The sequence below is a fragment of the Sciscionella sediminilitoris genome, from assembly GCF_000737195.2.
Classification (GTDB): domain Bacteria; phylum Actinomycetota; class Actinomycetes; order Mycobacteriales; family Pseudonocardiaceae; genus Sciscionella; species Sciscionella sediminilitoris.
The window spans coordinates 1-11,597 of record NZ_JALM01000032.1 but is presented as its reverse complement, the minus strand read 5'-3'; the positions used below and the strand labels follow the sequence as shown (position 1 = coordinate 11,597).

The window sequence follows — 11,597 nt, the reverse complement described above, 5'->3', positions numbered from 1 at the left end:
CCCATCACTTGTCCCCGTCCTGACTCGCCAGATTGTGATAGTTCACCTGTTCAACGACGATATAGGACTCGTGGCTGGTACGGACCTTGTGCGCCGCGTTCTCCAGCCCATCGACGACCGCCGCATACGCGCTGGTATATGCACTCAACACCGCGGCGACCGAACCGGTGACAGGGCCGAGGTTCGGCGCAGGAGGTGGTGTCGAGAGTCCTTGCGCCGCCGAGCATGCGCCGCTGAGACGACCTGCGACACCCTGCAGCGCTGACGCCGAGGCGTCTGTGTCAGGCATCCGGATCCTCCTTGCTGCTAATCACACCATCCCCGAACGGGCCGTGTTGGTATTCCTCCGGGATCGCGGAGTCCCAGAGGTAGCCGTCTGCCTCGGAGCGGCGAACGAAGTCGGCCAGCTCATCCGGTCTGACCGCAACCCACGGTTGTTGGCCCCCACAACATTCCACAAGCGTGTCAAGCGACGAGTAGGCCATTACGGCCACTTGATCCTGATTAGTACGGCGAAGCTCCAAGACAACCTCGTCATCGGGTGAGGTTGGACGGCGAGACGCCACATACACCACCTCAGCCGATCCCCTGTCAGCATGCGCCATCGCACGCGCACCCCCTCTGCACCCCTATGTGTGCTCTCGGTACATATCTGCACACGAGTACCAAAGGTAAACGGGCGTGCAAATTGCGTCAAGGCGCGCAGCAGGAATGGCCGATCGTCGTCGGATCGGCCTGCTCGATCTTCAGTTGCGGGCTCGCTAGTGAGGGGCGGACGGCCCGAGAACCTGGGGGCTTCCTCCTACGTTCGGGTTGTGAAAAGCGGCCTACAACACGGTTGGCGCCACCGCGGCGCTCCGCTGTTGCGTGAGGCAGTGGTGAATCGGTGCGGGGCGGTTCGATGTCGTGGTCAACGGATGCATTCGCTCGTGGGGCGCACCTTGCCGTGGCGGCAGTACCAGCACAGCCGGATGGCGCGGGGTTCGCGGGTGAACATGCAGACGGCGTGCAGGGCGTGGCCGCAGTCGGTCTCGACTCGGCGTGACCCGTCGATGCGGCGTGCGCGGTGTGCCTCGAGGGTGCTTGTCTGGCCGACGATCCACACGATGGCACCGTCCGGCACCGACGGTTCGGGGGTCACGTCGGCGCCGGACGGAAGCGGGGAGCGCTGCATGAACGCATGCTCGTGCCGCTCCGCCGCACCGTGCAAGCAATTCGTGAAATTGCGGCAATATTTCACGCCGTATGGAGTAGTGAGAAGTGAGATCACCCGATCGGCCGGTGTTGACCGAGTGCACGGGCGGGCCACACTCAGGGCATCCGATACTGAAATTGGAGCAATCTATGAAACTCTACTTTGGTGGGACCACGACCAACGGCAACCACTGTCCGAAGCTGTTCAAGACCGACCGGTCGACGATCATCGTGCAGGGCCGCGTGGTCACGGATCCGGACGCCCTGGCCAAGATTCGCAACCATCGGCAGGGGCTGGACGCCGACGAGACGGTCGTCGAGGTGCCCGCCGAGCTGTTCCCGTTCGTGGACGTGAGCGAGCTCGAGGAAGTACCGCTGGATCCCGGCCGCGCCGAGTTCGTCCTCGGCGAGCAAGCGTGTGCCGAGCTCGCGGAGCGCTGGCGTTGAGCTGGCTGACCGTCGAGCAGTTCGACGCCCTGTTCGAGCGGTGGGAACACTCGTGCTGGCGCTGGGAATGCCAGGGTGACTACAGCGAACCCGACGAGTCCGGACCGTTCGATGACTGGAAGGCCGGGCACCCGGACAACTCGTTCCTCGACCCCTGGCTCGCGCAGGTACGGGCCTGGGTCGCCGAGGGGAAGACCTTCGCGCGAGTGCGGATGCTCACCGACCCGCTGACCGAGTACCTGCAGTGGATGATCACCGTCACCGAGCTCAACATCGCCGCGGGCGAGGACATTCGCTGGATCACCCAGGACCAGGTGCGCCGCCTCGAACCGCCCATCGAGGACTTCTACCTCTTCGACGAGCGCCTGGTCGCCACGATGAAATTCGAAGCCGGTCGCCTGCGGGGCGCCGAGGTGACCGACGAGCCCGCCGAGCTCGCGCGTCATATCCTCTGGCGTGACCGCTTGACCGCAGTATCGCTGCCACATGCCGACGTGGTGCAGAGGAGTCCGTGACCGTTTCCTACGAACGCCGCTTGCATATGGCCGACCGCCTCCGCGATCTGCGGGAGGCGGTCGGTCTGCGCGCGAACGAGCTCGCCGCCCGCCTCGACTGGGACCCCGCCAAGGTCTCCCGGATCCAACGCGGCCACCAACTGCCCACCACGGCCGAGGCCCGCGCCTGGTGCGCAGCCACCCTGCCCAACGCGGCCGAGGAGATCATCGCCGAGCTGACCGCGATCCGCGCCGAGGCCGCCCGCTGGACCCACGAACTGCGCACCGGACACCGCGCCATCCAAGAAGCCCGCGCAGCCGACGAAACCGGAGCCACCCGGATCCGCGCCCTGGACCTCACACTCGTGACCGGGCTGCTCCAAACCGCGGACTACGCACGCGTGGTGTTCCAGCAACACGCCAAACTGCACGGAACCACACCGGACACCGACGCCGCGGTCGCCGCCCGCATGCAACGCCAACACGTGCTCTACGACTCCACCAAACAGATCGACCTCCTCATGACCGAGGCCGCCCTGCGCGCGCCCATCGGCACCCCCGAAATCCGCGCCGCCCAACTCGACCGCATCCGCGCCGTCGCCGGGTCGGTCAAGATCGGCGTCATCCCCCAAGACACCGACCCCGGCATCGTGCCCATGCACGGCTGGTGGATCTACGACAACCTCGTCGAATTCGAAGTCATGCACACCACCATCACCAGCAACGACCCCGAAGACCTCGAGCTCTACAACCACGCACTCGACCAACTCTGGACAGCCGCGGTCACCGGCGCCGAACTACGCCAGCTTCTCGACACCCTCATCTGACTCGCTCAAGTCATCATCCACCGAGGACGCTTCGTATGGCGGCGATGGCAAGATGGCGGCCAGTTTCGGGACTTCGCAACATATCGCCCGTGGATCGCATCGACGTGGCCAAACGCGCCAATATGTGCGAAAAATGGCGATAATGATTGCATATGCGCGAACATGTGCGATAGTCTGCGTGCATGACGAGCGGGATTCCAGGGGAACCCGATCTCATCACGTCCCCGCGGCCGGGGGAACGCATACATTCAATGCCCTATAAAGAGGATCCGTTAATGCGCTCGTGTGTCATTTGAACGAGAAGTTCATTTGTTTTCTTTCGTGCGTAATTGCACGCCGGGAGAACAGCTGCAAAGGCTAAGAAATGAATCACGATGGGGAAGTTGTGCTGGAAAAGCTGCTGACCGTTGAGGACGTCGCTCGGTTACTGTCTGTACCAGTCAAGACGTTGTACGACTGGCGGGGCACTGGTTATGGGCCTGCGGCGCTGAAGGTTGGTCGCTATCTTCGGTATCGACCAGCAGATGTCAGGCGCTGGGTCGACGATCAGCTTCCCTGAAAGGCCGCCATGCCAAGGCTCCCGATTCCCGTGGGTGCGTACGGGAAGATCACGATTACCGGTGACCGAAGACGGGGTTTTGTCGCCATGGCCCGGTTTCGCCGGGAGGATGGCACCCTCCCGCGTGTGCGCAGGAGAGGGGCGAGTAAGGGGGCAGCGGAGAACAAGCTGAAGGAAGCGCTCAACGAACTGGCTGAACAGGTGCTCGGGGGCATCGTGTCCGGCAACACCCTGATGGGGAAGCTCGCGGACCTCTGGCTCGAGGAACAGAAGGTCGCCGCAGAGGACGGGGTGATCTCGCACAATACGCTGCGGGACTACACCAGCCGGGTCGAGAACTGGATCAAACCCCGAGTCGGTGCACTCCGCGCTCACGAGTTCACGGTGAAGGCCGCGGAGCGGCCGATCTCCGCGGCGCGGGAGAAGACCAGTCTCGCGAACGCCAAGGTCGTTCGGACAGCGATGAGCGGCATCTGCGGATATGCGGTGCGCCACGGTGCGATGAAGACCAACCCGGTCAAGTCCATTGCGCGGATGGCGGGTTCGAAGGAGACGAAACAGCGCAAGGCCGCGATCAGGGGCCTGAAGCCCAGCGAATGGGTCGACCTGCTCACCAAGGTCGAACGGTACGTCGAGGATCAGCAAACCGACCGCCGAGGGCGGTCACTAGGCGCCCGCGGATACGCCTGGATGCTGTTACCGGGGCAGGTCCGTGCCTTACTCGCCACCGCGACTCGGATCGGCGAGGTACTGGCCCTGGCAGGAACCGACTACAACTCGGCAAAGAAGCTCCTCACGATCGATCACCACCTCATTCGCGTGAAGGGGCGTGGCATGGTCCGCGTCGATGGCAGGAAGGCCGGGGAACCGGCTCTGGTGCTGCGCGTCCCGGAGTGGTCCGTGCCGATGTTCGAGCGACTCGCCGCCGCAGCGGTGGACGGCCCCCTGTTCCCGGCGTGGAACGGAGGCTGGGTCGACCCCAACAACGTGCGGCGCAGGATGAAGGAAGCCTTCACCGCCGCCGGGTACGGATGGGTCACCTCGAAAGTCTTCCGCAAGACGGTGGCGTCGGTTCTGGATGAAGCCGACTTCTCGAACAACGAGATCGCCGATCAGCTCGGCAACACCCCCGAGGTGGTCGAACGTCACTACAGAGCGAAGCGAGTGGCCAACGAGAAGACGAGCAAGGCGCTCGACGGCATGTTCCGCGCAGCCGGATGACAGCCCGAGCCAAAGAGTCCTCAAAAAGTCCCCTTGGCCAGAAGCGGTCCGAGTGGAGCACCGGAAAACCGGCTCTGACCTGCCCGTGGGCGCCCCCGGCAGGAATCGAACCTGCGACCTAGAGATTAGAAGGCTCTTGCTCTATCCAACTGAGCTACGGAGGCCGGGAGACGTTCAGGCTTGCTGCGCGTCTCATGGGGTTGATCGTTCGCGCCCCGTCGTTCGTTTCACGACTACCGCGAACGGGGGAATCTCAACCTGGAGGCGGGGGCGGCCGGAGCCCAGTTCTGTGCGTTCATGATGATGGTGAGCCTACTCAACCAATCAGGAGGTTCGGTGTCGGCACGAACGAGCGTGACCGTGGCCTTTGCACTGAATGGAGGGTTCTACGCCTCGTGGGCGACCCGTATCCCGGAGCTTTCCGAGCAGGTCGGCGCGGGTCCGGGAGTGCTCGGTCTCGCACTGCTCGGCACGGCGGCCGGGATGGCGCTCGGGGCGAACCCGGCGGGGCGGCTGTGCGCGCGCTTCGGGGCGCGGTCGGCGGTACTTGTCTCGGCGGTGTTGTTGTTCGTGCTGGTCCCGATGGTGGGCCTGGCCCCTTCGGTCGCGGTGCTCGCGGTGCTCCTGCTGCTGTTCGGCTTCCTGATCGCGACGCTGGATGTGGGCATGAACATCGGGGCGATGCACGTGGTGCGCAGGCTGGACCGGCCGCTGATGCCGGTGTTCCACGCGTGGTTCTCGTTCGGCGGGCTCGCGGGTTCGCTCGGCGCCGGCGCGGCCTCGGGAGCAGGTCTTCCCGTGGTCTGGCATCTGCTGCTGGTCTCGGTCATCGGTGCGGTGTTGCTCGGGGTGCTCGGCAGGGAGGTCCCGGATGACCGTCCTGCCGGGCATGCGCACGCGGCGGGCGGTGTCGCCCCGATGCGGCGGCCGGTGCTGTGGGTGCTCGGCCTGGTCGTGGTGTGCTCCGGTCTCGCGGAGGGGGCGAGCACCGACTGGTCGGCGATGTTCCTGGTGCACGAGCGCGGGGTGAGCACGGCATCGGCCGCGGTGGCTTTCGCGGTGTTCTCGGTCGCCATGGCGGTGAGCAGGCTGACCGGTGAACGGCTGGAGCGCCGGTTCGGGCCGTACCGGCTGCTCATCGGTGCTTCCTCGGTCGCGGCGCTCGGACTGGTGGTCATGGTGCTCGTCCCGCTCGCCTGGGTCGGTTACCTGGGGTTCGGCCTCGCGGGTGCCGGGCTGGCGTTCTGTTTCCCGGTCGCGCTGTCGCTGGCGGGGAGCTCGGGTAGTGGTTCGGGGGAACGGGAGATCGGGTTCGTCTCCGGGATCGCGTACACCGGCTATATGGCCGGTCCTCCGGCGATGGGCGGGATCGCGAGTGCGAGCGACTATTCGGTGAGTTTCGGGGTGGTCGCGCTGATCGTCGCGGTGATCCCGGCGGCCGCGAAGGGGGCTGCGGTGTTGCGGGCGCGGGCGAAGGTGGCCTCACCGGTCGGCTAGTGGCAGTTCGATGTGCGCGACGGTGCCGCCGCCTTCGCGGTGGGTGAGCCAGGTCGAACCGTCGTGTGCGGCGACGATCTGGGCGACGATGGACAGGCCGAGCCCGGATCCCGGCAGGGCCCTGGCATCGGCGCTGCGGTGGAAACGTTCGAACACCCGGTCCAGCTCTTCTTCGGAGACTCCGGGGCCACGGTCGGCGACCCCGATCGCCGCGGTGTTCTCCCCGGGGCGCAGCCACACCTCGACCCGTTCCCCGTCCGGGCTGAATTTCGCGGCGTTGTCCAGCAGGTTGAGCAGGGCCCGTTCGAGTGCCGCGCGTTTGCCGTGCACGGTCACCGGTTCGCTGCTGACCTCGAAGGGCACGTCGGGGGTGCGGGCGCGGGCCCTGGAGACGGCCGCGTCCAGCACCGAGGCGAGGTCCAGCTCGGTGTGTTCCTCGTGGGCGCCCTGGTCCCTGGCGAGCTCGACGACCTCTTCGGTGAGGGTGGTGAGTTCCCCGATCTGGGCGCGCAGGTCCTCGAGCAGCTTGCGGCGGTCCTCGGCGGCGAGCACTCGTTCGGGGTGTTTCTCGGCGCGCAGCAACAGCTCGATATTGGTGCGCAGACTGGTCAGCGGGGTGGCGAGCTCGTGACCGGCGTCGTCGACGAGCTGGCGCTGCGCGTCCTGGGAGGTGGCGAGCGCGGTGAGCATGGCGTTGACGCTGCGGGCCACACTGGCCATCTCGGCGGGATCGCGGCGGGCGACCGGTACCGCGGCGGTCAGGTCCTGAGTCTGCGCGACGTGCTCGGCCGCCCTGCGCACGCTTTCCACGGAACGCAGTCCGCGGCGGGTGAGCGCGTAGCCGAGGCTGACGGTGAGCACCACGACGACGGCGTCGGCGGCGACGAGCACGACGGCGAACCGCTGCAGCGTCTGGTCGGTCTCGGTCAGATCGCGGGCGATCTGGATCGCCTGCCCGGTTTCCCCGCGCACGGTGAGCATCAGGTAGTCCGTGTCGCCGACGGTGACCTTGCGGACCGAATCCCGCTGCTGGCGTTTGGCGATCGCGATGTCGACCGGCCCGACAGGCAGCCGCTCTCGCTGGAACCCCGGCCGCTGGGTGACCCCCTGCCGGGAGACCACGCCGAAGAGAGTGTCGATATCGGGGCGGATCCACACCGGGATGGTGGCCAGCTTCATCGGGTCCATGCGGTGGGTCATCCGCGCCACCTTCTCCCGGACCGAGGATTCCACCTCGTCGTAGAGCTGGATGCGCAGCAGGAGCCAGACACCGAGGGAGAGGCCGACAACGGCGATGGCCACCATGCCCGCGGTGAGCATGGTCAGCCGTCGCCGTAACGTCGGCCTGCTCATGGCGCCGTGCCCTTGAGCAGGTATCCGACCCCTCGGATGGTCTCCACGATCCGCTGCTCACCGCCGGCTTCGAGTTTGCGGCGCAGATAGCCGATGTACACGTCGAGGCTGTTCGAGCGGTTGCCGAAGTCGTAGCCCCACACCTCGATGTAGAGGGCGGAGCGGGTGACCACCTTGCCGCCCGCGCGAAGCAGTGCGGCGAGCAGCCCGGCCTCGGTCTTGGTCAGCTCGATCGTGCGCTGTCCCCGCGTGACGATCCCGGTGGACAGATCCATGACCAGCTCGCCGTAGCGCAGCGTGTGCTGGTTCGCCGCGTCCCGCCTGCGCAGCAACGCGCGCAGGCGGGCGAGCAGCTCGTCCCAGTCGAACGGTTTCACCAGGTAGTCGTCCGCGCCCGCGTCCAGTCCGGAGACCCGGTCGTTGACCGCGCGCTTCGCGGTGAGCATCAGCACCGGGGTTCTGCTGCCGTTCGCGCGCAGCCGTCGGCACGTCTCGAGCCCGTCGAGCACCGGCATCATCACATCGAGCACGACGACGTCCGGGCGGTTCGCGTGCATCGAGTCGAGGGCGGCGAGCCCGTTGGCCGCCACGGCGACCTCGTAACCGTCGAAGCGGAGACCGCGCGCGATCGATTCCCGGACCGCGGCTTCGTCGTCAACCACAAGCACGCGCATGTGCCCATCCTCTCCCAGCGGCCGGTGCCCGGGGCGTCGCCCCTTGTGCGTCTGCGGAGTTGTACACAGGCTTCGCGGTTGTCCACAGATTCCGGTCGCCCGGTTGTCCAGCGCGGGAAATGCGGCATCGTCGGGTTGTCCGCTTTTCGTGCGTGAGCCGAGGGGAAATCATGAATCAGACCGTTCTGACCGTTGTCGGCAATGTGGCGACCGATCCGGTATTGCGGAAAACCGCCGAGCAGATCCCGGTGGCCAATTTCCGGCTGGCCTCCACCGAGCGCCGGTTCGACAAGGAACTCGGGCAATGGGTGGACGGGGACACGTTGTTCATCGCGGTGACCAGCTGGCGAAAACTCGCCGAACGGGTCGGCGAGACCTTGCGCACCGGAGATCCCGTCGTGGTCACCGGGAAGATCGTGACCAAGAGCTTCGAGCACGAGGGAAACATGCGCACGGTCACGGAGATGACCGGTTATGCGATCGGCCCGAATATCGCGCGGTGTTCGGTCACGGTCCGGCGAGCGAACCACGAGCTCGAACCCGTCGAATGGGTACCGGAGGTGGCCGCATGAGGAACTGAATCCGACACGGTCGGGGGATTTCCGTGCTGCCCGCGACCGAGGGCACGACACGCGGGGTAACACTGGGCGAGATCGCTGACACAAACCGTGTTCGGCCGGGCGGTTTCGTTCGTGGCCGGTCGTGGCCGCACCGGCGAGCGCATCGGTCCCGGCTCATGGGGCAGGGGTTACGATCTGCCCATGGCGGAGTTCATCTACACGATGAAGAAGGTGCGCAAGGCGCACGGCGACAAAGTGATCCTCGACGACGTGTCCATGTCGTTCTACCCCGGCGCGAAGATCGGCGTCGTGGGGCCGAACGGCGCGGGGAAGTCGAGCGTGCTGCGCATCATGGCGGGGCTGGACCAGCCGAACAACGGTGAAGCGTTCCTCAGCCCCGGCTACTCCGTCGGCATCCTCCAGCAGGAGCCGCCGCTGAACGAGGAGACCACGGTTCTCGGCAACGTCGAGGAAGGCGTCGGCGAGATCATGGTGAAGCTCAAGCGGTTCAACGCGATCGCCGAGCAGCTCGCCACCGACTACACCGACGAGCTGATGGAGGAGATGGGCAGGCTCCAGGAGGAGCTCGACCACGCCGACGCCTGGGATCTGGACGCGCAGCTCGAACAGGCCATGGACGCGTTGCGCTGCCCGCCGCCGGACGCCGAGGTGGCGAACCTCTCCGGGGGTGAGCGCCGCCGTGTCGCGCTGTGCAAGCTGCTGTTGTCCAAGCCGGACCTGCTGCTGCTCGACGAACCGACCAACCACCTCGACGCGGAGAGCGTGCTCTGGCTCGAGCAGTACCTCTCGAACTACCCGGGCGCCGTCCTCGCCGTCACCCACGACCGGTATTTCCTCGACCACGTCGCCGAGTGGATCGCCGAGATCGACCGGGGGCACCTGCACGGCTACGAGGGCAACTACTCCACCTACCTGGAGAAGAAGCGCGAACGCCTCGAAGTGCAGGGCAAGAAGGACGCCAAGCTGGCCAAGCGGCTCAAGACCGAGCTCGAGTGGGTACGGTCCAACGCCAAGGCGCGTCAGACCAAGTCGCGGTCCAGGTTGCAGCGTTACGAGGAGATGGCCGCCGAGGCCGAGCGCAACCGCAAGCTCGACTTCGAGGAGATCCAGATCCCGCCCGGTCCCCGTCTCGGTGACGTGGTCGTCGAGGTCGACGGGCTGCGCAAGGGCTTCGGCGACCGCCAGCTGATCGACGGTCTTTCGTTCACCCTGCCGCGCAACGGCATCGTCGGGGTGATCGGGCCGAACGGGGTCGGCAAGACCACCCTGTTCAAGACGATCGTCGGGCTGGAGTCCCCGGACGAGGGCACGGTGAAGATCGGGGAGACCGTCAAGCTCTCCTACGTCGACCAGAACCGTGCCGGGATCGACCCGGACAAGAACGTGTGGGAGGTCGTTTCCGACGGGCTCGACTTCATCCACGTCGGTGCCGTGGAGATGCCGTCCAGGGCCTACGTTTCCGCCTTCGGATTCAAGGGCCCCGACCAGCAGAAGCCGGCAGGCGTGCTCTCCGGCGGGGAGCGCAACCGGCTCAACCTCGCGATGACCCTCAAGCAGGGCGGCAACCTGGTCCTGCTGGACGAGCCGACCAACGACCTGGATGTGGAAACGCTCGGTTCGCTGGAGAACGCGCTCGAACAGTTCCCCGGCTGCGCGGTGGTCATCTCGCACGACCGGTGGTTCCTCGACCGGGTGGCGACCCACATCCTCGCCTGGGAGGGCACGGATGAGGATCCGGCACGGTGGTTCTGGTTCGAAGGCAACTTCGAGGGCTACGAGGAGAACAAGATCGAGCGGCTCGGCCCGGAGGCAGCGCGGCCGCATCGGGTCACGCACCGGAAACTGACCAGGAACTGATCGGAGCGCCGTCGTGGTCGGGCAGCGCAGAGGACAGGGTGGGCTCGCATCCGGGCCTGCCGCCGAGCTGCTCGCCGCCGCGCGCGGTCAGTTCTGGCGGGCTCCCGAACTGGCCGGAGCCCTGGCCGGCGGAGCGGCGGCGAACGCCGATGACCGGCGGCTCGCCGTGCTCGCCGAGGGGATGGGCGCCGCTGCGCACGGCCCGCATCACGGCGGGGTCCGTGCGGTGCTCGACGCGATCGAGCTCGCCGAGGCCGAGGACGATCCGGAGCTCGGCGCCCTGTTGCGGGTCCGGCTCGCCGCGGCCGCTCGTACGGTCGGCGCCCCGAAGGCCGTGCTCGCGGTGCTGCGCCCGATGCTGCTTGCGGGACGGTCCCCGGGCACGCTCGGCCTGGCGCTCGGTGTCGCCTCCGCCGCCCTCGCCCCGTATCGCTGGCGCGATGAGCTGTACACGGTGCTGGTGAACGCCGAACGGCTGTGCGTGCTCGACGATCGGCTGGACACCGACAGCGCGGTGCTCGTCCGCGCCGAGGTGCTCGCGGCGGCGGCACGTTCGCTGCGGGTCGGTGGGGATCCGGTCGCCGCGGCCGGTTTCGCGCGGGACGGGTTGCGGTTGCTCGACGGGATCGCGGCCGCGGTTGCCGCGGGCAGTGGGCTTCCTGCGCTGCTGCGCCTGGAGCTGTTGCTCGCCCTCGCCGCCGAACCGGCGGCCGCTGCCGAACGCGCCGAGCTGGTACGGATCGGCACCGCGAGTGTCTTCGAACCGGTCCGGGCCAGGGCGGCCGCCCCGCTCGCGTGGCTCGCGCATGCCCTGGCCACCGGTGTGGTGCCCGAGGAACCGGCACGTGAACCGGCTGCCCTGCTCGCCGAGGCGGTGCACATCGCGCAGCGGC

13 protein-coding genes, 1 tRNA gene and 1 pseudogene are annotated in these 11,597 nt (G+C 67.0%); 9 read left to right on the top strand and 6 right to left on the bottom strand.

The window, feature by feature from the left end; genetic code table 11:
• Positions 1-4: 4 nt before the first annotated feature.
• The 3 genes from AD72_RS36550 to AD72_RS14765 form a co-directional block, all read right to left on the bottom strand.
• Complete coding sequence (locus AD72_RS36550) at positions 5-289, bottom strand: hypothetical protein (RefSeq protein WP_156365194.1); 285 nt, start codon at positions 287-289, stop codon at positions 5-7.
• Positions 282-605 (bottom strand): SAV_915 family protein, encoded by a 324-nt coding sequence (locus AD72_RS38195; protein WP_425480770.1) that lies wholly within the window; start codon positions 603-605, stop codon positions 282-284. The genes AD72_RS36550 and AD72_RS38195 overlap by 8 nt, the downstream gene beginning before the upstream one ends.
• A 305-nt stretch (positions 606-910) precedes the next feature.
• A complete protein-coding gene (locus AD72_RS14765; RefSeq protein WP_156365193.1) occupies positions 911-1,174 on the bottom strand; it encodes a hypothetical protein in 264 nt (87 codons plus the stop codon).
• Between the two features lie 170 nt (positions 1,175-1,344).
• Here AD72_RS14765 and AD72_RS37175 point away from each other — a divergent pair, with 170 nt between their 5' ends.
• The 5 genes from AD72_RS37175 (at position 1,345) to AD72_RS14745 (ending at position 4,742) form a co-directional block, all read left to right on the top strand.
• Positions 1,345-1,641: a hypothetical protein gene (locus AD72_RS37175; protein WP_051898617.1), complete on the top strand. Its 297-nt coding sequence runs from the start codon at positions 1,345-1,347 to the stop codon at positions 1,639-1,641.
• The gene (locus AD72_RS14755) at positions 1,638-2,156 is read left to right on the top strand and encodes a DUF6879 family protein (protein WP_031467078.1); all 519 of its coding nucleotides are present in this window, start codon (positions 1,638-1,640) and stop codon (positions 2,154-2,156) included. Before AD72_RS37175 ends, AD72_RS14755 begins: the two co-directional genes overlap by 4 nt.
• The gene (locus AD72_RS14750; protein ID WP_063890751.1) at positions 2,153-2,962 is read left to right on the top strand and encodes a helix-turn-helix domain-containing protein; all 810 of its coding nucleotides are present in this window, start codon (positions 2,153-2,155) and stop codon (positions 2,960-2,962) included. Before AD72_RS14755 ends, AD72_RS14750 begins: the two co-directional genes overlap by 4 nt.
• A gap of 364 nt (positions 2,963-3,326) precedes the next feature.
• Positions 3,327-3,521, top strand: a complete 195-nt coding sequence (locus tag AD72_RS35610; RefSeq protein WP_082468952.1) for a helix-turn-helix transcriptional regulator — start codon at positions 3,327-3,329, stop codon at positions 3,519-3,521.
• Positions 3,522-3,608: 87 nt separating this feature from the next.
• Positions 3,609-4,742 (top strand): tyrosine-type recombinase/integrase, encoded by a 1,134-nt coding sequence (locus AD72_RS14745; protein ID WP_031467076.1) that lies wholly within the window; start codon positions 3,609-3,611, stop codon positions 4,740-4,742.
• A 90-nt stretch (positions 4,743-4,832) separates the two neighbouring features.
• On the opposite strand, the gene AD72_RS14740 is transcribed toward AD72_RS14745, so the two are convergent.
• Positions 4,833-4,906, bottom strand: a tRNA-Arg gene (locus AD72_RS14740).
• 172 nt (positions 4,907-5,078) lie between these two features.
• Here AD72_RS14740 and AD72_RS14735 point away from each other — a divergent pair.
• Positions 5,079-6,239: an MFS transporter gene (locus AD72_RS14735; RefSeq protein ID WP_031467075.1), complete on the top strand. Its 1,161-nt coding sequence runs from the start codon at positions 5,079-5,081 to the stop codon at positions 6,237-6,239.
• On the opposite strand, the gene AD72_RS14730 is transcribed toward AD72_RS14735, so the two are convergent.
• Together AD72_RS14730 and AD72_RS14725 are read right to left on the bottom strand one after the other, a co-directional pair.
• Positions 6,225-7,592: a sensor histidine kinase gene (locus AD72_RS14730; RefSeq protein WP_037345898.1), complete on the bottom strand. Its 1,368-nt coding sequence runs from the start codon at positions 7,590-7,592 to the stop codon at positions 6,225-6,227. The genes AD72_RS14735 and AD72_RS14730 overlap by 15 nt on opposite strands.
• The gene (locus tag AD72_RS14725; protein WP_031467073.1) at positions 7,589-8,266 is read right to left on the bottom strand and encodes a response regulator transcription factor; all 678 of its coding nucleotides are present in this window, start codon (positions 8,264-8,266) and stop codon (positions 7,589-7,591) included. Before AD72_RS14725 ends, AD72_RS14730 begins: the two co-directional genes overlap by 4 nt.
• Positions 8,267-8,436: 170 nt before the next feature.
• Here AD72_RS14725 and ssb point away from each other — a divergent pair, with 170 nt between their 5' ends.
• The 3 genes and pseudogenes from ssb to AD72_RS14710 form a co-directional block, all read left to right on the top strand.
• Positions 8,437-8,838, top strand: coding sequence for a single-stranded DNA-binding protein (ssb, locus tag AD72_RS14720; protein ID WP_051898616.1), 402 nt, complete (start codon positions 8,437-8,439; stop codon positions 8,836-8,838).
• A 189-nt stretch (positions 8,839-9,027) separates the two neighbouring features.
• Positions 9,028-10,704 carry an energy-dependent translational throttle protein EttA gene (gene ettA / locus AD72_RS14715; protein ID WP_031467071.1) on the top strand — a complete coding sequence of 559 codons (1,677 nt, stop codon included), beginning with the start codon at positions 9,028-9,030 and terminating at the stop codon, positions 10,702-10,704.
• Positions 10,705-10,717: 13 nt separating this feature from the next.
• Positions 10,718-11,597, top strand: a pseudogene (locus AD72_RS14710) (hypothetical protein); the annotation flags it as partial.